Source organism: Pseudomonas sp. IT-P258 (genome assembly GCF_949767825.1).
GTDB lineage: Bacteria > Pseudomonadota > Gammaproteobacteria > Pseudomonadales > Pseudomonadaceae > Aquipseudomonas > Aquipseudomonas monachiensis.
The window spans coordinates 71,109-89,122 of the sequence record NZ_CATKPU010000065.1 but is presented as its reverse complement, the minus strand read 5'-3'; the positions used below and the strand labels follow the sequence as shown (position 1 = coordinate 89,122).

Sequence of the window (18,014 nt, the reverse complement as noted above, 5' to 3'; positions counted from 1 at the left end):
TGTAGTGCCCTTGAAGGTCAGCCAAATCAGCCAAAGGAATGATTTGCAGAACCGCATGAATACTAGCGTTGCGCCAGCTCTCACAGAAGTTTGGTGATTGCAGTTGGATCCGGTGTAGGAGCTGCCGCAGGCTGCGATCTTTAGGCGATTCCAATAATGCTGAAGATCAAAAGATCGCAGCCTGCGGCAGCTCCTACGGAATCAATGCATCTCGGTAAAAGCCAGCTTCACGCCAATTGCAATCAGCACCGCGCCCATGGTCCGGTCAAACCAGTGACCCATGCGGGCGAAACCGGCGCGTACGCGCTGCTGGCTGAACAGCATCGCCACCAGGCAGAACCAGATCGCTGTCGCCACCGCCAGGTAAACCCCGTAACCGGCCTGCACGGCCAGTGGCGTTTGCGGATTGATGACCACAGTGAACAGCGACAGGAAGAACAGGGTGGCTTTCGGGTTGAGACCATTGGTGACGAAACCCGAAGTGAAGGCACCACGGGCGGTGCGCTCCCCGGCTTCCTTGTGCAGATCGTCCGCCACAGGCTTGGCCGGCTGCGCGCGCAACGCCTTGTAACCGATGTACAGCAGGTAAGCGGCGGCCGCCCATTTCAAGGCATTGAACAGCACGATCGACTGGGACACGATCAGGCCGATCCCCAACAGTGAGTAACCCACGTGCAGGAAAATCGCCGTCCCCACACCCAGCGCGGTCCAGGTGCCAGCGCGGCGACCGTGGGTAACACTTTCGCGCACCACCACGGCAAAGTCCGGGCCGGGGCTGGCCACGGCCAGCAGGTGAATCAGGGCAACGGTCAAGAACTCGGTCCAGTACATGGGGGCTCCTTCAGGCCAAGCGTAACTATTTATTTCATCTGGTAGGCTCGGCAGATTACGCCTTCAGTTCAATGCACAAAAGGTACAGTTGATGACGAACACTCGCCGCGCCGTTTTCCTCGACCACCCGTCCCTGGACCTTGGCGACCTTGACCTCAACCCACTGCGCAGTTGTTTCAGCGAATTGCAGCTGTTCGCCCAGACCTTGCCCGATCAAGTCATCGAACACCTCAAGGGCGCCACCGTCGCCATCAGCAACAAGATCCTGATCGATGCCGCCGCCATGGCGGCCAGCCCTGATCTCAAGCTGATCCTGATCACCGCCACCGGCACCAACAATGTCGACCTCGCCGCCGCCCGCTCTCACGGGATCACCGTGTGCAACTGCCAGGGTTACGGCACGCCATCGGTGGCGCAGCACACGATCATGCTGCTGCTCAACCTGGCCACGCGCCTGGCCGATTATCAAAAAGCCGTCGGCGAAGGCCGCTGGCAGCAGGCCAGACAGTTCTGTTTGCTGGATTACCCGATCGTCGAACTCGAAGGCAAAACCCTTGGCCTGCTGGGTCATGGCGAATTGGGCGGCGCGGTCGCACGACTGGCTGAAGCCTTCGGCATGCGCGTTCTGCTGGGGCAAATTCCCGGACGCCCTGCCCGGCCGGACCGCTTGCCACTGGATGAACTGTTACCGCAAATCGACGCACTGACTCTGCACTGCCCGCTCAACGAGCACACCCGCCACTTCATCGGCGCCCGCGAACTGGCCTCAATGAAAGCCGGCGCGTTCGTGGTCAACACCGCACGCGGCGGATTGATTGATGAACAGGCGCTGGCCGACGCCTTGCGCAACGGCCATCTGGGGGGCGCCGCCACTGACGTGCTGAGCGTGGAGCCTCCCGTCACTGGCAATCCACTGCTGGCCCATGACATCCCGCGCCTGATCGTCACTCCTCACAACGCCTGGGGCAGCCGCGAAGCGCGCCAGAGAATCGTTGGTCAAGTCACCGAAAACGCACTGGGATACTTCAGCGGTAAGGCGCTGCGGGTCGTCAGTTGATAAACTGCGGCACTTTTTTCCACGGGAGCAGTTATGGATCCGCGCAGTGAAGTACTGCTTCGTCAGGCCGAGTTATTCCAGGGTTCGGTGTTGTTGGCCGGGTTGCCCGCCGACGACTTGCTGGGCCGTCTGCCCAAAGCGCATGGCTGGTGCTGGCACGCCGGCGATCAGGCCGCGCTGGACGCCCGCTTCGCCGAGCGCAGCCATTTTGGCGTGAATGCACCCGAGCGCGAGTTCGATACAGCGGTGGTGTTTCTGCCCAAGGCCAAGGACTTGACCGACTACATCCTCAACGCCCTCGCCTCGCGGCTGGCCGGCCGCGAGCTGTACCTGGTCGGCGAGAAAAAAAGCGGCATCGAAGGTGCCGCCAAACAACTCAACCCGTTCGGCAAGCCACGTAAGCTCGACAGCGCGCGCCACTGCCAGCTCTGGCTGGTCACCGTGGCCAACGCGCCTGAAGCCAAACCGTTGGAAAGCCTGGCGCAGACCTACGAACTGCCGCTGGCCGAAGGCCCGTTGAAAGTCATCAGCCTGCCGGGGGTGTTCAGCCATGGTCGCCTCGATCGCGGCAGCGCGCTGCTGCTGGAGCATCTGGACAAACTGCCCGGCGGTCACTTGCTCGATTTCGGTTGCGGCGCCGGGGTTCTGGGGGCGGCGGTGAAGCGTCGTTACCCGCATAACCAGGTCACGTTGCTGGACGTGGATGCCTTTGCCGCTGCCAGCAGTCGCTTGACCCTGGCTGCCAATGGTCTGGAAGCCGAAGTGATTACCGGCGACGGAATCGATGCCGCACCGATGGGGTTGAGTGCGATCCTGAGCAATCCGCCGTTCCATGTCGGCGTGCACACCGATTATTTCGCAACGGAAAACCTGCTGCGAAAAGCAGCCAAACATCTGAAAAACGGCGGCGAACTGCGCTTGGTGGCGAACAGTTTCCTGAAGTATCAACCGCTGATCGAAGAGCATCTTGGCGTGTGTGCGATCAAGGCCGAAGGACAGGGCTTCCGGATCTATCGAGCCAAACGCGGTTGAAATTCTTTTGATAATGAAGGCTTGCCGAATGGTTTTTGCCTAGGCAGAATCCGCTCCGTCCTAGGGGAGTAGTCTCCCACGAGCGCCACGCTCGTCCGGCATGCGTCAACATACTTGGTCCTCAGACCATGGCGCATGCGACCCAAGCATCCACTTCAGATGGATTGCAGGGTTTGACAAGACCTATGACACGAACACCTTACCCGGGGCGGGAAGGCTGTACGTGTCATAGCCGTGTCGACCCGCCCCTTAGGAAAACCCCTGATGCTGGATTCACTACTCGTACCTACCGCAATCGTTGCCTTGGCCGAAATCGGCGACAAGACGCAACTGCTCGCGCTCATTCTCGCTGCCCGTTTCCGCAAGCCCTGGCCGATCATTGCCGGTATCGTCGCCGCGACCCTGGCCAACCACGCGGCCGCCGGTGCGGTAGGCGCCTGGGTCGGCAGTTTCTTCTCGGATACGATGCTGCACTGGATCCTCGCCGCGAGCTTCGCCGCCACGGCGCTATGGACCCTGGTTCCGGACAAGATGGATGACGACGAGGCCAGCACCGCCCGCAAGTTCGGGCCGTTCCTGACCACGCTGATCGCGTTCTTCCTGGCGGAAATCGGCGACAAGACGCAGATCGCGACCGTGATGCTGGCTGCGCAATATCCGGAGTTGTGGCTGGTGATCATCGGCACCACCCTTGGCATGCTGATTGCCAACGTGCCCGTGGTATTGGCCGGTAACTTTGCCGCTGACAAGCTGCCATTGACCCTGATCCGTCGACTGGCGGCGTCGGCGTTCTTCATCCTGGCGATTGTCGCGGTGTACAAGGCGATGCAGAGCAGCGGGTGGGTTTGACGCGATAGAGTCTATAGACCGCGTTATCGTTCTTCGTCGGAACGCTGCCCGGAGCAAGCCCGCTCCCACATTGGGTCTCCAGTGCACACAAAGTTTGCAGTCAATGGAGGTTTATTGTGGGAGCGGGCTTGCTCGCGAAGAGGCCAGCAGCCTCACCACATGACTATCAGGACTTCCTGGCTTGCTCGTAAAGCGGCATGACCTTCGGAATCGCCGCCTGCAACGCCGCAATACGGCTCGACGATGCCGGGTGAGTGCTCATGAACTCAGGTGGCGAACCTTCCGAGACTTTGCTCATCTTGTTCCACAGGGTGATCGCGGCATTCGGGTTGTAACCGGCGCGGGCGGCCAGTTCCAGGCCGATCAGGTCCGCCTCGTTTTCATTGGCGCGGCTGTTGGGCAGGGTCATGCCGTAGTTGGCCACGGTATCGGCCAGGGCCAGGCTGTCCTGCCCCAATCCCAACAAGGCACCGGCGCCCTGCTTGGCCATTTCCATGCCGTACGCCTTGGACATCGCTTCACGACCGTGCTCGCGCAGGGCGTGGGCGATTTCATGGCCCATGATCGCGGCGATTTCATCGTCGGTCAGTTTCAGTTTATCGATCAGGCCGGTGTAAAAGATGATCTTGCCGCCAGGACCGCAGTTGGCGTTGAGTTCATCGCTCTTGATCAGGTTGACTTCCCACTTCCACTGGGCCGCGTCCGGACGGAAGTTCGGCGCCTGGGCAATCAGCCGGTCGGCAATCGCCTGAACCCGCCGGGCTTCATTGCTGGTCTTGTCCAGCACACCTTTGCTGGACGCCTCGCCCACTGTCTTCTGATAGGACTGGGCGTACATCTGGTCGACTTCTTGCGCAGACAACATGCTGAACATGTACTGCTTGCGCTCCACCCCCACGGCACCGCCACTGGTGGTATTGACCGACTGGCAACCGCTGAGCAAAAGCGCTGCGCCCAGTGCACTGACAACCAAAATCTTGTTCATCAAAAAACTCCCTGAAAACATGCCGAGTATCCTAGGCGTGGAAATGTATCGACGCCAGATACAATGGACGTAAGACGCGCAATTCGGACAAAGCTCTCATCGCCGTAGAAAAAATTCACATACGGCGACAACCCGCAGCCCATCACGCCACGCCTTGATTCAATTAAGACATCCAGCACGCAAAAACAGTCATTTCAACTGCCCACGCTCATACCCGCCCGCTCAAGCAGGTGGCCGAGATCGATCAGGTGGCCAATGAAGTGGGCGGTGATGCGGATGAGTCGAGCGCGGCCGGTAGCGGCGCCTGACTAACCGGGAGTGAGGCACTCCGGCCCATTGAGCTTCGGATCATTCACCATGTTGGCCAGCACCCGCTCGCGCAATGCGGCGGGTTCACTGGCCAGCAAGGCTTGCAGTGCATGCAACGGCGTCTCGGGATCCAGCCACGCAGCCTGCCCCGCCTCATCAAGAATCAACGGTCGCCGCTGGCTTGCCGCCGGCTGGGTAATCACGGCGGTACTCAGCCACACCTGCTCCTGTACCGGATACGCCTCCCAGATTGCCGCAAAAAATAATGACGAGCCCTCCCCCGGTGTCAGCCAGTACGGGCGCTTTCGCGTTGTGCCGCGCCATTCGTAAAAACCATTGGCCGGCAACAGGCAGCGGCGCTCGCGCAAGGCCTGGCGAAACATGGGCTGTTCGGCAACCGTTTCGGCACGGGCGTGGGCCGGGGTGCGGGACAGATCGGTCAACCAGGGTGGCGTCAGGCCCCAGCGGGCGCGGGCCAGCGAGCGCTGGCCGTCAGGCTCGGCCCGCAGCATCAACACCGAATCATTGGGGGAAATGTTCCACTGCGCCTGCTGGTCGGCGGGAAAACCGGGCAGTGCCGCGAAGGCAGGGTTCCAGCGAAACAGGGCATAACGTCCACACATGGGGCAACACGACTCTTGATCAAACGAACGCCAGCCTAACAGACCAGCGTGCCGGGAAAGCTGTCCGGTTCATCGCCAGACAGCGGCAGCGCGGCATTGTACGCGGTGATCAGCTCGCGGGCGTATTCGGCCTGGTCGTTCTCGACCGACAGCCCGAGCAGGCCATAGATCGGCAACTCGCCGCTGCCCCCGAGCAAATCACGGCCCATCAGATGCGCTTCGATGCCCTCGCTGGCGAGCATGCCTTGCAGCAATTCGCCTTCCATCAGGTTTTCCGGGTCGTAGATGCGCTGCATACACGCTCCTCACTCGTTTTCGCTGAACACTTCGAGATGCCATTCCCCTTCATGAACCTGCAACACGAAGGTTATCGGCCGGCAGCACACCTGACAGTCTTCAATATAGGTCTGATCACCACCGGACAAGTCCAGCGTCGTCTCGACTTCCTCACCACAATACGGACATTCATATCGCGTAGTTTCCAGCATCGCGGTCTCCCAGGTGACTTGTGCGTATAATCGCCGGTCTATTTGCAGGGCTATTTTTGTCTGGCTACTTTTTCAGACCGTACCCCGCCGGTTTTCGATCAAAACCTTTACTTACCCTAGCCGTTTCTAACAAGAGAGCATGATGGGCGAATTCGATGCCATCCGACCTTACGACGACAGCGAAGTCCCGGCAGTGCTGGCACGACTGCTAGGCGACAAGGCGTTTCTAGATATCCTCACCCACTTCCGCTTCCCGCGTTTCGCCGGCGCTTTAGGCTGGGCACTCAAACCTCTTATAGCCCATCGGCTGCGCCGTGAGTTTGCCGGCATAACCTCCGTGGCCACGTTACAGGACAAAGTCGAGCATTACGTCGACCATACCATCGAGCGCGCCACCGACGGTGTTACCTATACCGGGGTGGAGCAATTCAAGTCCGGCAGCGCCTACCTGTTCATCGCCAACCACCGCGACATCGTGATGGACCCGGCCTTCGTCAACTACGCCGTGTACCATGCCGGCCTGCCGACCCCGCGCATCGCCATTGGCGACAACCTGCTGCAAAAGCCTTTCGTCAGCGACCTGATGCGTCTGAACAAGAGCTTCATCGTGCACCGCTCGATCAGCGGACGCCGGGAGAAAATGGCGGCTTATCAACTATTGTCGGCATACATCAACCATTCGATCCGCAACGATTGCGCCTCGATCTGGATTGCCCAGGCCGAAGGCCGCGCCAAGGACGGTGACGACCGTACCGAATCGGCGATCCTCAAGATGTTCCACATGAGCCGCAAGGACGAGCCGTTCGGTGAAGTCATCCAGTCGCTGAACCTGACCCCGGTGTCGATCAGCTACGAGTACGACCCGTGCGACCAGGCCAAGGCCCGCGAGCTTTTCATCCGCGCCAGCACCGGCAGCTACACCAAGGTGCCGGGCGAGGATGACGTGAGCATCGCCAAGGGCATCACCGGCTACAAGGGCCGGGTGCATGTGAACTTTGCCGCGCCGATCACCGAACTGTTCGAAGACACCAAGCAATTGGCGGTCGAGATGGACAGGCAAATCCTCAGCGGATACCGCTTGTTCCCGGTGCACTACCTGGCTTATGCACAGTGGAAGGACGCCGATCCGCAGTTGCAGGTACCGAAAGCCGCTGAAGTGTTCCCGACCGAGGAACTGACCAAGGCCCAGGAAGAATGGCAACGCCGCCTGGACGCCTGCCCTGAAGAGCATCGTCCATTCCTGGTGCTTCAATATGCAATGCCGGTACGCAATCAGTACCGGGTGAAGGCCGGATTGCCGCTGTAAGCGGTATCGGCTGGATGTGAAAACGGCGCCCTCGAGGCGCCGCTTTTGTATCTGTTCACCACAGTTTTGCGGTTACTCAAACCTGAGTGCTGATCCACGACACCAGCAGCGCCATCCCCATGCAGGCAAAACCGAAGATGTAGAAAAACCGGTTCATGCGCAAGGTCGCCCAGTCCAGCGTGGGCTCTGCGTTGGGACTGCTCTGGCGCTGCGCCTGCAAACTGGCCATCGCACGCAGTTCGCGACGACGGGTGGCGTGCAGCAACCAGCCACCCGGGAAGGCAAAGAGCAAGGCCAGCAGATTGATCAATTTGGCGGGATGGGCGGTAAACAGCGTCATCAAGTGCAGCGACATCACGAACCTCAAGTAAAACAGGTGGCAGGTGCCGGGCCGGCGACCGCGGCGCGGATTCTACCGAAAGCCTGCGCAGCTGCCCTCGTTTTCCGACAAATAACGAAGCTTTTGATCAATGGCTGTCCTGAGTCACGGCTTCGTCATCTGTATCGGCGAACATGCGCACCTCGAAACCGACACGGATCACGTCATGCTCCACGCCGAAAACCAGGATCGTCTTTACCTCATCACCCCCAGCGAAGAACAGCAAGCCCTCGTCGGCAGCCTCGCCTTCAATGTTCAAGACCGCCATTGGCTGGTGTATTGCGCACTCGGTGGCCACCAGCATGCCGATTTACCGGAGGCGGATTTGCTGACGGGCGTGAGCGTGCTGGACTTTTACTCGCAAGCGGCCTGACGATCTCTTCCTGTAGGAGCTGCCGCAGGCTGCGATCTTTTGATTTTGATCTTCGGCGGCTCCAAACCTTAAAAACAAGATCAAAAGATCGCAGCCTGCGGCAGCTCCTACATGGCTCGCATTACTCGCCGAGAACCTGACCCACGGTCGGGTCCTTGAACAGGCGGGTCAACGCATCACTGAGCACATCGCTGACCAGCTTGGTGTTGGTTTCCTGGTTAGGCGCCATACCGAAGCGCTGGTCCAGGGACGCACCGTAACGGCCGCTGTAGCGACGGTTGGCGTTTTGCACATCGGAGCGGAAAGTCGCGCCGATGGTCGCTTCGGTCACGTACATGCCTTCTTTAGGCGACTGATACTTCAGCTCGGCGAGGGTCACGGTGATTTGCGGTGCATTCGCCGCATTGGCGGTCGGGGTGAAGCCCAACAGGCGCACGGCAGCTTCGGCCTGAGCCTGCAGTTTCGGCAGGATCTGCGCGCCCTGCACGGTGATCGCGCTGGTCTCCGGGTACAGGCCACCACGGGTGCCGAGGGTTGGCGACGGACGTCCGTCCACCACACGCACCACAACAGGCTGACCGTGGCCGACGGGCGCCAGTTGAGCCGTCAACTTGGGTTCCGGGTTCAGTTGTTGCGGGCTGTGGGCGCAGCCAACCAGGGTCAAACTGGTCACAGTGATCAAACCGAACAACAGGCGTTGCAACATGCTCTTCTCTCCAGAATCAGGCACAAACAGGCCGGCAGTATAGCGGTGCGCCACTGCGGGGAACCAGCACCGCACAGTGTTTGATGATATCTCTGACAAACCCTTGCTCATGCGGTTCCTGTCACACAGATGTCACCCCCCATACACTTGCACGTAATGGCCTGCAGGCAACCTTCTCGGCAGTCACCCAAACGGTATTTTGCCATGCGCCATCTGATCTCTCTGTTCGCGCCACGCCCACTGCATCGCTGCTTCGCCCTGCTCGACCGCAACGGCCGCTGCCAGGCCTTCAGGCAGTGCAGCCTCCAGCCCATGGGCGATGGCTGGGTTGAAATCGAAGAGATCCGCCTGAACTGGCTGAATCAGCCACTGCCTGCCGGTGCCCGCGTCGTTTCCCGGCAGCACCGGCCACGCTCGCGTGCACAACATCTGATGACGACCTGACCAAACACCTAATAAAAGTCATTAAACACGACCATTTCCCTGCGTTTCTTAGATACAATCTCCCCCCGATTATAAGGACGTCTCCTGATCGGGCCTCGCAGCATCGTCAATGCGCTTGTATTGACACCCCGAACCGCCCACAGAGAGCCGCCCACACAGATCGAGTGAAGCTGGCGCGCTTGCTGTTTTGTTGAGCAAAACCTCCACTTTTCGCGAATCTGCAGAGCTGTCATTACGCTCGGTCACTGAGCTGTTTGCCCGTTTTGCCTGCCCTGTATCCCATGGCGGCAATCCATCCGGGCACGGTGCCAGGCTGGGACAGCCCTTTTTTGAGGTTCACGTCTTCAAAAGAGCGTGAAAAAAACGGGTTTTCACAACTTCACAAGAGTGTGGCGAGCAAATGAATAGTTTTGCGTCTGAACATGCACCATTAGCGTCTACAACAGCCCAACGACACAGGACCGAGTATTCCTCGAACACCGGAGCCTGAAGCCTGTCCGCTACGGATTTGGTTGCACAAACGGATGTATCGACCATAAGTCGAATTGCCTCCCGCGCGCCGAAATGAGTTCATATGGCTCATAGGCCCGGCAGGTAGCGTCCGTCGAAGTTGCGATAAATTGCGAAGATTCGGACATGGCGATACTGCCATGAGATCCAGGGGCATCACTGACTCGCCCCGGAACGCCTGGCAGCCATGCCGACAATTTGGTGCTGCAGATTTTGGAGACGCGTTAAATGGCGCATAACGAAGCAGTCGACGTAGTACTGGTTGGGGCCGGCATCATGAGTGCCACCCTTGCAGTACTGCTCAAAGAGCTCGACCCCGCGATCAAGCTGGAAGTCGTCGAGCTGATGGATTCCGGTGCCGCGGAGAGTTCCAACCCGTGGAACAACGCCGGTACCGGTCACGCCGGGCTGTGTGAGCTCAACTACACGCCGCAGGCCGCCGATGGCACCGTCGACATCAAGAAAGCCGTGCACATCAACACCCAGTTCGAGGTGTCGAAGCAGTTCTGGTCGTACCTGACCAAAAAAGGCACGTTCGGCTCGTGCAAATCGTTTATCAGCCCGGTGCCTCACCTGAGTTTCGTGCAGGGCGACAGCGGCGTGTCCTTCCTCAAGGAGCGCTTCAAGGTGCTGAGCAAGCACCACGCCTTTTCGGACATGGAGTACACCGAAGACAAGGCCAAGATGGCCGAGTGGATGCCGCTGATGATGCCTGGCCGCGATCCTGGCGAAACCCTCGCCGCGACCCGCGTGATCAATGGCACCGACGTCAACTTCGGCGCCCTGACCAACCAGTTGCTCAAGCACCTGACCAGCGCACCCGATGCCCAGGTCAAGTACTGCAAGCGCGTGACCGGCCTCAAGCGCAGCAACGGCGGCTGGACCGTGAGCATCAAGGACGTCAACAGCGGCAACACCCGTGAAGTCGATGCCAAATTCGTCTTCCTCGGCGCGGGCGGTGCGGCACTGCCGCTGCTGCAAGCCTCGGGCATCGAAGAGAGCAAAGGCTTCGGCGGCTTCCCGATCAGCGGCCAGTGGCTGCGTTGCGACAACCCGGAAGTGGTCAAGCACCACCAGGCCAAGGTCTACAGCCAGGCTGCCGTAGGTTCGCCGCCAATGTCCGTGCCGCACCTGGACACCCGCGTGGTCGAAGGCAAAAAGTCCCTGCTGTTCGGACCTTATGCCGGTTTCACCACCAAGTTCCTCAAGCACGGCTCCTTCATGGACCTGCCGATGTCGGTTCGCGCCGGCAACATCGGGCCGATGCTTTCCGTGGCAAAAAACAACATGGACCTGACCAAGTACCTGGTCAGCGAAGTGATGCAGTCGATGGAGCAGCGCCTGGAGTCCCTGCGCCGCTTCTACCCTGAGGCGAAAGCTGAAGACTGGCGCCTGGAAGTGGCCGGCCAACGAGTGCAGATCATCAAGAAAGACCCGAAAAAAGGCGGCATCCTGCAATTCGGTACCGAACTGGTCGCGGCCAAGGACGGTTCCCTGGCGGCACTGCTCGGCGCTTCGCCAGGTGCCTCGGTGACCGTTTCGATCATGCTTGAGCTGATCGAAAAATGCTTCCCGGGCAAAGCCAAGGGCGAATGGGCCAGCAAACTGGCAGAAATCTTCCCGGCCCGGGAAAAGGTCCTGGAAACCGACGCTGCGCTGTATCGAAAGATCAATACGCAGAACAACGTGGCCCTGGAACTGGTTGAAGCCAGCAGCGAGACCGAAAGCTACGCTTGATTCGGCCTTATAAAAAACGCCCCGTTCTCACTGAGAGCGGGGCGTTTTTTTATGCCTTTATAAGATCGCAGCCTTCGGCAGCTCCTACAGGAGGTACGCCGTTCCAAAGTAGGAGCTGCCGAAGGCTGCGATCTTTTGATCTTTAACCGCGAGCTTTTTCGATCAGCTCGATGTAATCCGGCGCGTTGCGCTGATCCTTGATCAGGGCAACGAAGTCATTTCCGTGCTCATCCTTGCCATTCACGTCGTAACCCGCTTCGACGAAGAACGTCAGGAAACGCGCGAAATCGTCGATGCGCAGGCCACGGTAAGCCTTGACCAGTTTGTGCAGGGACGGAGAAGTCGCGTCGACCGGTTCGAAATCGAGAAACAATTTGATCTGCTCATCGCCGATCTCGTCACCAATCACTTGTTTTTTATCTTTACGCATTGCCGACTCCAGCTCGCAGACATTTCACGGGGCGGGCAGTTTACCCCTGCGCAGGCACAAGGCTCAACGCGGACGAGTACTGCCGGTGTGCAGATCGGCCCAGACATGGCCATTGGCATAGCTGAGAAACTGGCAATACACCGTGTCGTTGCGCAACAAGTCGATCACCACCCGGTATTGCGCCAGCGGGTAATAGAGGGTCAGGGTCTTGCTCGCCTCGTCGTAAACCGGCTTCTTCAGGCTTTTGCTTTCACCATCGAAGTTGATCAGCACCTGACTGATGGTGGCACCCTTGTTGAGGGATTTGCCCTTGAGACGAATCATTAATGGGGACGTGACCGGAATCGGCTGTTGATTGGATTGACGCTGAGCACCGACCACCACCGAATAATCGGTGACCTGCATCAGTTGCTGCTGTTCGGGATCACTGTCACGCAGGGTCAAGTCATCGGGCGGCAGGAACTGCGCATGCATGGGCGCCGGCGCGGCGGCCAGGGGCAGGCTGAGGGTCAGCAACAGGGCTGTGCAGCAGCGGATCGAACGGCTCATGGCAGGCTCCGGAATCGGGGCCGAGCACTCTAGCATGGGCTGAAGGAAGTGGTTCAAGTGCACAGAAACCCCTGTGGGAGCGGGCTTGCTCGCGAAAGCGGTGTGTCAGCTAATTTGATGTCGGCTGACACGCCCTCTTCGCGAGCAAGCCCGCTCCCACAGGGGCAAAGATCAGTCGAACTGCGCGCGCATCCAGGCCTGATACTCGGCAACACCAGGCTCGCCTTCGCGTGGCGCCCAATGCGCCAGCTCACCCTCACCGACCGGGCGATAAGGTCCGGCCTTGCATTCGAACATCAGGCTGTCGGCCTCGAGCACCACCAAACCGTGGAACACACCGGTTGGCAGGTCCACGCCAACACAGTCGCCACCGGCCTGGAGCACGGTCTTGCTGAGCACCGCGCCGGTCTCGTCAAAGATCAACACACCCAGCCGCCCCTTGAGAACCAACAGGGTTTCGGCCTTGTTGGCGCCCAAATGCCGGTGAGGCGGGATATACGTGGACGGCTGCAACCCCACCGCCATGCGATGGCAGGCGTCTTCCATCTGATGGAAGTTGTGATGCTGGCGCCCACGAGGACTGGCCGCGGCTTTCCCGGCCAGCTCGGCGAACAGGGTCTGATCCAGAAAGCGAGGCGTATCCATGTCTTACATTCCTTTAACGGCGAAAATCCCGTTGGCGTTACGCCAGTAGCCTTTGTAGTCCATGCCGTAACCGAAGATGTAGCGATCGATGCACGGCAGGCCGACGAAGTCGGCCTTGAGGTCCGGACGGGCCTTGCGGTCGTGGTCTTTGTCGATCAGCACGGCGGTGTGCACTTTGCGGGCACCGGCGTGTTTGCAGAAGTCGATGATCGCGCCCAGGGTGTGACCTTCGTCGAGGATGTCGTCGATGATCAGCACGTCACGGTCGATGAAGGAAACTTCCGGCTTGGCTTTCCAGAACAGGTCGCCGCCGCTGGTTTCGTTGCGATAGCGGGTGGCGTGCAGGTAGGACGCTTCCAGCGGGAAGTGCAGGTAGGTCAGCAGCTTGCCGGAGAAAATCAGCCCGCCGTTCATCACGCAGAACACCACCGGGTTGCTGTCCGCCAGTTGATCGTTGATTTGCGCACCGACGCGGGCGATGGCCGCCTCGACTTCAGCTTCGGTGTACAGGCAGTCAGCCTCTCGCATGATTTGACGGATATGCTCGAGATCAGCGGACATGGCGCTCTCCAAGGTTTTGGGGGGAGGGACGGATTCGGAAAAGCGGGCAAAGGTACGCATCAAGCGAGGCCAGATCAAGCGTTTGTGGACTAACGTACTGTATGTCTATAGGACAACACCCTCGGATAGATTAATCTAGGCCGGTTTTTTTGCCCGCCGCCGGAGCCTTTCCCCATGCCCATCCATGAGATCCGCCACCCGCTGATCCGTCATAAACTTGGCCTGATGCGCCGCGCAGACATCAGCACCAAGAATTTCCGTGAGCTCGCTCAGGAAGTCGGCGCCTTGCTGACCTATGAAGCCACCAAAGACCTGCCGCTGGAGTCCTACGATATCGAAGGCTGGTGCGGCACGGTGTCGGTCGAGAAAATCGCCGGCAAGAAGATTACTGTCGTGCCGATCCTGCGTGCCGGCATCGGCATGCTTGAGGGCGTGCTCAGCCTGATCCCGGGGGCCAAGGTCAGCGCCGTCGGCGTTGCCCGCAACGAAGAAACCCTGCAGGCCCACACCTACCTGGAAAAGCTGGTTCCGGAAATCAACGAACGCCTGGCGATGATCATCGACCCGATGCTCGCCACCGGCAGCTCCATGGTTGCCACCATCGACTTGCTGAAAAAGGCCGGCTGCCGCGACATCCGCGCCATGGTGCTGGTTGCCGCCCCGGAAGGCATCGCCGCCGTAGAGAAAGCTCACCCGGACGTGATCATCTACACCGCTTCCATTGATCAGAAACTGAACGAACACGGTTACATCATCCCTGGACTGGGCGATGCCGGTGACAAGATCTTCGGCACCAAGCAGAAGGACGCGTGACCATGCAGCAAGAGTTCAACGATCCGCTCTGGCGCACGGTGCTGTCGGGTGCACAGATGCTGTTCGTGGCCTTCGGCGCCCTGGTGTTGATGCCGCTGATTACCGGACTCGACCCGAACGTGGCGCTGTTCACGGCCGGCCTGGGGACGATCCTGTTCCAGATCGTCACCGGGCGTCAGGTGCCAGTGTTCCTGGCATCGAGCTTTGCCTTCATCACCCCGATCATTCTCGCCAAGGGCCAATTCGGCCTGGCCGCGACCATGGGCGGCGTGATGGCGGCAGGTTTCGTCTACACCTTCCTCGGCCTCGCGGTGAAGATCAAAGGCACCGGTTTCATCGACCGCTTGCTGCCGCCGGTGGTAATCGGTCCGGTGATTATTTCGATCGGCCTGGCCATGGCGCCGATTGCCGCCAACATGGCCATGGGCAAGGCCGGCGATGGCAGTGAATTGATTCATTACCAGACGGCAATGATGATTTCGATGCCCGCACTGCTGACCACACTGATCGTCGCGGTATTCGGCAAGGGCATCTTCCGCCTGGTGCCGATCATCTCCGGCGTACTGGTGGGCTTTGGCATGGCGTTCTACTTCGGTGTGGTCGATACCGCGAAGATTGCGGCGGCACCCTGGTTCGCCATCCCGCACTTCACCGCGCCGGAGTTCAACTGGCAGGCGATTCTGTTCATCGTTCCCGTGGCCCTGGCCCCGGCCATCGAACACATCGGCGGCGTGATTGCCGTGGGTAGCGTGACCGGTCGCGATTACCTGAAGAAGCCCGGCCTGCACCGCACCCTGCTCGGCGATGGCATTGCCACCACGGCGGCCGGTCTGTTCGGCGGTCCGCCCAACACCACCTACGCCGAAGTGACCGGCGCGGTGATGCTGACCAAGAACTACAACCCGAAAATCATGACCTGGGCGGCGATCTTCGCCATCAGCCTGGCGTTCATCGGCAAGTTCGGCGCACTGCTGCAAAGCATTCCGGTGCCGGTGATGGGCGGGATTCTGTGCCTGTTGTTCGGTTCGATCGCGGCGGTGGGGATGAACACGCTGATCCGCCACAAGATCGATCTGGGCGAGGCGCGCAATCTGGTGATTGTGTCGGTGACCCTGGTTTTCGGGATCGGCGGCGTGCTGATCGGCACCGGCACCGGGCCGGACGATTTCGGCCTCAAGGGCATCGCGCTGTGCGCGGTGGTGGCGATTGGCTTGAACCTGATCCTGCCGGGCAATGACAGCTGGAAGCACAAGAAAGCGGATGAGCCGCTGATCTAAGCAGGTTCGGATTCTTCGCTGACTGAAAGACCCTCTTCGCGAGCAAGCCCGCTCCCACATTTGGAATGCATTCCACCTGTGGGAGCGGGCTTGCTCGCGAAGCTTTTAAAGCGCCAACGGCGCTCGCTCGCACAATGTACTCAATGCCCGAGCCCAATGCGGGTCATCGTTGAGGCACGGCACCAGCACCAGGTCCTCTCCCCCCGCTGCGCGGAATTGCTCCTTGCCGCGATCACCGATTTCTTCCAGGGTCTCGATGCAATCGGCAACGAACGCCGGGCACATCACCAGAATCTTTTTCACGCCGCTTTTGGCCAACTCATCCAGGCGCGCCTCGGTATAGGGTTCAATCCATTTGGCGCGTCCCAGGCGCGACTGGAACGACACCGACCACTTGCCCTCAGGCAACCCCATGCGCTTGGCAAACTCTGCCGCCGTACGCAGGCACTGGGCGCGATAACAGGTGGCGACCACCGCCGGCGACGCTCTGGCGCAGCAATCACCGCCACCCTCGAAGCAGTGACCGGGGTTGAGTTTCTTCAGATGCCGTTCCGGCAAGCCGTGAAAGCTCATCAGCAAGTGATCGAAATCCTGCTCCAGATAGGGCCGGGTCGTGGCCACCAACGCATCGAGGTATTCCGGTTGGTCGTAGAACGGCTGGAGCACCGACAACTGCACGTCGAGATTTTTCTCGCGCACCACGCGCCTGGCCTCCTCGATGACCGTCGTCGTGGTGCTGTCGGCGAACTGTGGATAAAGCGGGGCCAGGGTGATTCGCTTGTGTCCCGCCGCGGCCAGGCGCACCAGCGTCGATTCAATCGACGGCTCGCCGTAACGCATCGCCAATTCGACCGGACCGTGCTGCCATTGACTGATCATCGCTTGTTGCAGGCGACGGCTGAGCACCACCAGCGGCGAGCCCTCGTCCCACCAGATCGAGGCATAGGCATGGGCCGACTGCTCGGGACGCTTGATCAGGATCAGCGACACCAACAGCCGTCGAACCGGCCATGGCAGGTCGATCACGTACGGGTCCATCAGAAATTGATTGAGGTAGCTGCGCACATCCGCCACCGAGGTGGAGGCAGGTGAACCCAGGTTGACCAGAAGCAACGCGTGATCGGTCATGCAACGTCCTATTTCAAAGGCGACTGGACAGGTCGTCCAAAGCCGCGCGCAAATCCGTGAACTTAAAAGTGAAACCAGCCTGTAACAAACGCACCGGAGTGGCGCGCTGGCCACCCAGCAATAACAGCGACAACTCGCCCAACCCCACCTTCAATACGAAGGCCGGCATCGGCATGAACGTCGGGCGATGCAATACGCTGCCCAGCGCCTCGGCAAACTCGCGGTTGCGCACCGGTTTGGGCGCGCACGCATTATAGGGACCGCTGGCCTCGTTGCGATGCAGAAGAAAATCAATCAGGGCGATTTGATCGTCGATATGAATCCACGGCATCCACTGCCGGCCGTTGCCTATCGGCCCTCCCAGGCCCAGTTTGAACGGCAGTAACAGCCGCGACAAAAAGCCGCCCTGCGCCGACAGCACCAACCCGGTTCGAATGAGGATGACGCGAATGCCCAACGCCTCAGCCCGCTGTGCGGTCTCTTCCCAGGCGATGCATAACTGGCTGGCGAAATCATCGATGACCGGTGGCGACTCTTCGGTCAACTCACGTTCGCCACCATCGCCATACCAACCAACAGCGGAACCGGAGATCAGCACCCGAGGTTTCTGTTCGCGGCTTTCCAGCCAGGCCAGCAGGGTTTCGGTCAGCGAGATGCGACTGCTCCACAACAGGGCTTTGCGTTTGTGCGTCCAGGGCCGGGCGGCAATCGGCGCACCGGCAAGATTGATAATCCCATCGACAGGTTCCTGCCCGAGATCCTCCAAACGGGCAATTCCACGCACTTGGGCACCACATATTTTCGCGACATTTTCAGGTTGGCGACTCCAGACTGTCAGGCGATGACCTTGGCCCAACCAGTGCCGGCAGAGCTGACGTCCTATCAAACCAGTACCGCCGGTCAGCAATATGTGCATGACTTCTTCCTCGCGTGGCGTTTTACCTTGTCCATTAGTCTATTTTTATAAGCAGGGATCTTTGGT

The 18,014-nt window shown here is 59.8% G+C and carries 22 protein-coding genes and 1 riboswitch; of the genes, 9 read left to right on the top strand and 13 right to left on the bottom strand.

The genetic code is table 11. From position 1 onward, the window contains the following. Window positions 1-201 precede the first annotated feature (201 nt). Window positions 202-831 carry a LysE family translocator gene (locus ACM6G4_RS21115; RefSeq protein WP_056726246.1) on the bottom strand — a complete coding sequence of 210 codons (630 nt, stop codon included), beginning with the start codon at window positions 829-831 and terminating at the stop codon, window positions 202-204. A 91-nt stretch (window positions 832-922) separates the two neighbouring features. On the opposite strand from ACM6G4_RS21115, the gene ACM6G4_RS21110 reads away from it, so the two are divergent. The 3 genes from ACM6G4_RS21110 (at window position 923) to ACM6G4_RS21100 (ending at window position 3,769) form a co-directional block, all read left to right on the top strand. Continuing rightward, complete coding sequence (locus ACM6G4_RS21110; RefSeq protein ID WP_414914549.1) at window positions 923-1,888, top strand: 2-hydroxyacid dehydrogenase; 966 nt, start codon at window positions 923-925, stop codon at window positions 1,886-1,888. Between the two features lie 33 nt (window positions 1,889-1,921). After that, window positions 1,922-2,920, top strand: a complete 999-nt coding sequence (locus ACM6G4_RS21105; protein WP_056726248.1) for a class I SAM-dependent methyltransferase — start codon at window positions 1,922-1,924, stop codon at window positions 2,918-2,920. A 51-nt stretch (window positions 2,921-2,971) separates the two neighbouring features. Then, window positions 2,972-3,094: riboswitch (yybP-ykoY riboswitch) on the top strand. A gap of 90 nt (window positions 3,095-3,184) precedes the next feature. Further along, window positions 3,185-3,769 carry a TMEM165/GDT1 family protein gene (locus ACM6G4_RS21100; RefSeq protein WP_008016665.1) on the top strand — a complete coding sequence of 195 codons (585 nt, stop codon included), beginning with the start codon at window positions 3,185-3,187 and terminating at the stop codon, window positions 3,767-3,769. Window positions 3,770-3,935: 166 nt separating this feature from the next. Here the strand turns inward: ACM6G4_RS21100 and ACM6G4_RS21095 are convergent, their stop codons facing one another. The 4 genes from ACM6G4_RS21095 to ACM6G4_RS21080 all read right to left on the bottom strand — a co-directional run bounded on the left by ACM6G4_RS21095 (window position 3,936) and on the right by ACM6G4_RS21080 (window position 6,174). Further along, window positions 3,936-4,754, bottom strand: a complete 819-nt coding sequence (locus ACM6G4_RS21095) for a M48 family metallopeptidase (RefSeq protein WP_056726249.1) — start codon at window positions 4,752-4,754, stop codon at window positions 3,936-3,938. Window positions 4,755-5,062: 308 nt separating this feature from the next. Beyond that, window positions 5,063-5,686: an SOS response-associated peptidase gene (locus ACM6G4_RS21090; RefSeq protein ID WP_160390401.1), complete on the bottom strand. Its 624-nt coding sequence runs from the start codon at window positions 5,684-5,686 to the stop codon at window positions 5,063-5,065. A 35-nt stretch (window positions 5,687-5,721) separates the two neighbouring features. Then, window positions 5,722-5,982 carry a putative signal transducing protein gene (locus ACM6G4_RS21085; protein WP_056726251.1) on the bottom strand — a complete coding sequence of 87 codons (261 nt, stop codon included), beginning with the start codon at window positions 5,980-5,982 and terminating at the stop codon, window positions 5,722-5,724. Window positions 5,983-5,991: 9 nt separating this feature from the next. Further along, entirely contained in the window at window positions 5,992-6,174 is a 183-nt protein-coding gene (locus ACM6G4_RS21080) for a CPXCG motif-containing cysteine-rich protein (protein ID WP_056726252.1), read from the bottom strand. Window positions 6,175-6,313: 139 nt separating this feature from the next. On the opposite strand from ACM6G4_RS21080, the gene ACM6G4_RS21075 reads away from it, so the two are divergent. Next, window positions 6,314-7,480 carry a 1-acyl-sn-glycerol-3-phosphate acyltransferase gene (locus tag ACM6G4_RS21075; RefSeq protein WP_056726253.1) on the top strand — a complete coding sequence of 389 codons (1,167 nt, stop codon included), beginning with the start codon at window positions 6,314-6,316 and terminating at the stop codon, window positions 7,478-7,480. 76 nt (window positions 7,481-7,556) lie between these two features. Here the strand turns inward: ACM6G4_RS21075 and ACM6G4_RS21070 are convergent, their stop codons facing one another. Beyond that, complete coding sequence (locus ACM6G4_RS21070; RefSeq protein ID WP_056726254.1) at window positions 7,557-7,835, bottom strand: hypothetical protein; 279 nt, start codon at window positions 7,833-7,835, stop codon at window positions 7,557-7,559. Between the two features lie 190 nt (window positions 7,836-8,025). Between ACM6G4_RS21070 and ACM6G4_RS21065 the strand changes: the two genes are divergently transcribed. Then, complete coding sequence (locus tag ACM6G4_RS21065) at window positions 8,026-8,232, top strand: hypothetical protein (RefSeq protein WP_033052291.1); 207 nt, start codon at window positions 8,026-8,028, stop codon at window positions 8,230-8,232. A 121-nt stretch (window positions 8,233-8,353) separates the two neighbouring features. On the opposite strand, the gene ACM6G4_RS21060 is transcribed toward ACM6G4_RS21065, so the two are convergent. Then, window positions 8,354-8,938, bottom strand: coding sequence for a YajG family lipoprotein (locus ACM6G4_RS21060; protein ID WP_056726255.1), 585 nt, complete (start codon window positions 8,936-8,938; stop codon window positions 8,354-8,356). A 204-nt stretch (window positions 8,939-9,142) separates the two neighbouring features. On the opposite strand from ACM6G4_RS21060, the gene ACM6G4_RS21055 reads away from it, so the two are divergent. Further along, a complete protein-coding gene (locus ACM6G4_RS21055; RefSeq protein WP_056726256.1) occupies window positions 9,143-9,382 on the top strand; it encodes a hypothetical protein in 240 nt (79 codons plus the stop codon). Window positions 9,383-10,120: 738 nt separating this feature from the next. Continuing rightward, window positions 10,121-11,629, top strand: a complete 1,509-nt coding sequence (mqo, locus tag ACM6G4_RS21050) for a malate dehydrogenase (quinone) (RefSeq protein WP_056726257.1) — start codon at window positions 10,121-10,123, stop codon at window positions 11,627-11,629. A gap of 142 nt (window positions 11,630-11,771) precedes the next feature. On the opposite strand, the gene ACM6G4_RS21045 is transcribed toward mqo, so the two are convergent. The 4 genes from ACM6G4_RS21045 to ACM6G4_RS21030 form a co-directional block, all read right to left on the bottom strand. Further along, window positions 11,772-12,059, bottom strand: coding sequence for a PA4642 family protein (locus ACM6G4_RS21045; protein WP_046041883.1), 288 nt, complete (start codon window positions 12,057-12,059; stop codon window positions 11,772-11,774). A 63-nt stretch (window positions 12,060-12,122) separates the two neighbouring features. Then, window positions 12,123-12,608, bottom strand: coding sequence for a hypothetical protein (locus tag ACM6G4_RS21040; protein WP_056726258.1), 486 nt, complete (start codon window positions 12,606-12,608; stop codon window positions 12,123-12,125). Between the two features lie 171 nt (window positions 12,609-12,779). After that, a complete protein-coding gene (locus ACM6G4_RS21035) occupies window positions 12,780-13,253 on the bottom strand; it encodes a WbuC family cupin fold metalloprotein (protein WP_414914548.1) in 474 nt (157 codons plus the stop codon). 3 nt (window positions 13,254-13,256) lie between these two features. Then, complete coding sequence (locus tag ACM6G4_RS21030; protein WP_008045996.1) at window positions 13,257-13,814, bottom strand: hypoxanthine-guanine phosphoribosyltransferase; 558 nt, start codon at window positions 13,812-13,814, stop codon at window positions 13,257-13,259. A 174-nt stretch (window positions 13,815-13,988) separates the two neighbouring features. On the opposite strand from ACM6G4_RS21030, the gene upp reads away from it, so the two are divergent. Next, entirely contained in the window at window positions 13,989-14,627 is a 639-nt protein-coding gene (gene upp, locus ACM6G4_RS21025) for a uracil phosphoribosyltransferase (protein ID WP_056726260.1), read from the top strand. A gap of 2 nt (window positions 14,628-14,629) precedes the next feature. Then, window positions 14,630-15,904, top strand: coding sequence for a uracil-xanthine permease family protein (locus ACM6G4_RS21020; protein WP_046041878.1), 1,275 nt, complete (start codon window positions 14,630-14,632; stop codon window positions 15,902-15,904). A gap of 105 nt (window positions 15,905-16,009) precedes the next feature. Here the strand turns inward: ACM6G4_RS21020 and hemH are convergent, their stop codons facing one another. Beyond that, a complete protein-coding gene (gene hemH, locus ACM6G4_RS21015; protein WP_414914547.1) occupies window positions 16,010-17,032 on the bottom strand; it encodes a ferrochelatase in 1,023 nt (340 codons plus the stop codon). A gap of 13 nt (window positions 17,033-17,045) precedes the next feature. Then, on the bottom strand, window positions 17,046-17,948 hold the full coding sequence (locus ACM6G4_RS21010; RefSeq protein WP_056726262.1) for a TIGR01777 family oxidoreductase: 903 nt from the start codon (window positions 17,946-17,948) through the stop codon (window positions 17,046-17,048). Between the last annotated feature and the right edge of the window lie 66 nt (window positions 17,949-18,014).

Excerpts from the sequence above, each read along its gene's own strand:
- ACM6G4_RS21110 (WP_414914549.1), top strand. The coding sequence starts at position 923 with ATGACGAACACTCGCCGCGCCGTTTTCCTCGACCACCCGTCCCTGGAC.
- upp (WP_056726260.1), top strand. The coding sequence starts at position 13,989 with ATGCCCATCCATGAGATCCGCCACCCGCTGATCCGTCATAAACTTGGC.
- ACM6G4_RS21010 (WP_056726262.1), bottom strand. The coding sequence starts at position 17,948 with ATGCACATATTGCTGACCGGCGGTACTGGTTTGATAGGACGTCAGCTC.
- ACM6G4_RS21030 (WP_008045996.1), bottom strand. The coding sequence starts at position 13,814 with ATGTCCGCTGATCTCGAGCATATCCGTCAAATCATGCGAGAGGCTGAC.
- ACM6G4_RS21055 (WP_056726256.1), top strand. The coding sequence starts at position 9,143 with ATGCGCCATCTGATCTCTCTGTTCGCGCCACGCCCACTGCATCGCTGC.
- ACM6G4_RS21105 (WP_056726248.1), top strand. The coding sequence starts at position 1,922 with ATGGATCCGCGCAGTGAAGTACTGCTTCGTCAGGCCGAGTTATTCCAG.
- ACM6G4_RS21045 (WP_046041883.1), bottom strand. The coding sequence starts at position 12,059 with ATGCGTAAAGATAAAAAACAAGTGATTGGTGACGAGATCGGCGATGAG.
- hemH (WP_414914547.1), bottom strand. The coding sequence starts at position 17,032 with ATGACCGATCACGCGTTGCTTCTGGTCAACCTGGGTTCACCTGCCTCC.
- ACM6G4_RS21020 (WP_046041878.1), top strand. The coding sequence starts at position 14,630 with ATGCAGCAAGAGTTCAACGATCCGCTCTGGCGCACGGTGCTGTCGGGT.
- ACM6G4_RS21100 (WP_008016665.1), top strand. The coding sequence starts at position 3,185 with ATGCTGGATTCACTACTCGTACCTACCGCAATCGTTGCCTTGGCCGAA.
- ACM6G4_RS21085 (WP_056726251.1), bottom strand. The coding sequence starts at position 5,982 with ATGCAGCGCATCTACGACCCGGAAAACCTGATGGAAGGCGAATTGCTG.
- ACM6G4_RS21080 (WP_056726252.1), bottom strand. The coding sequence starts at position 6,174 with ATGCTGGAAACTACGCGATATGAATGTCCGTATTGTGGTGAGGAAGTC.
- ACM6G4_RS21065 (WP_033052291.1), top strand. The coding sequence starts at position 8,026 with ATGCTCCACGCCGAAAACCAGGATCGTCTTTACCTCATCACCCCCAGC.
- ACM6G4_RS21075 (WP_056726253.1), top strand. The coding sequence starts at position 6,314 with ATGATGGGCGAATTCGATGCCATCCGACCTTACGACGACAGCGAAGTC.
- ACM6G4_RS21035 (WP_414914548.1), bottom strand. The coding sequence starts at position 13,253 with ATGGATACGCCTCGCTTTCTGGATCAGACCCTGTTCGCCGAGCTGGCC.
- ACM6G4_RS21090 (WP_160390401.1), bottom strand. The coding sequence starts at position 5,686 with ATGTGTGGACGTTATGCCCTGTTTCGCTGGAACCCTGCCTTCGCGGCA.
- ACM6G4_RS21070 (WP_056726254.1), bottom strand. The coding sequence starts at position 7,835 with ATGTCGCTGCACTTGATGACGCTGTTTACCGCCCATCCCGCCAAATTG.
- ACM6G4_RS21095 (WP_056726249.1), bottom strand. The coding sequence starts at position 4,754 with ATGAACAAGATTTTGGTTGTCAGTGCACTGGGCGCAGCGCTTTTGCTC.
- ACM6G4_RS21040 (WP_056726258.1), bottom strand. The coding sequence starts at position 12,608 with ATGAGCCGTTCGATCCGCTGCTGCACAGCCCTGTTGCTGACCCTCAGC.
- ACM6G4_RS21060 (WP_056726255.1), bottom strand. The coding sequence starts at position 8,938 with ATGTTGCAACGCCTGTTGTTCGGTTTGATCACTGTGACCAGTTTGACC.
- mqo (WP_056726257.1), top strand. The coding sequence starts at position 10,121 with ATGGCGCATAACGAAGCAGTCGACGTAGTACTGGTTGGGGCCGGCATC.
- ACM6G4_RS21115 (WP_056726246.1), bottom strand. The coding sequence starts at position 831 with ATGTACTGGACCGAGTTCTTGACCGTTGCCCTGATTCACCTGCTGGCC.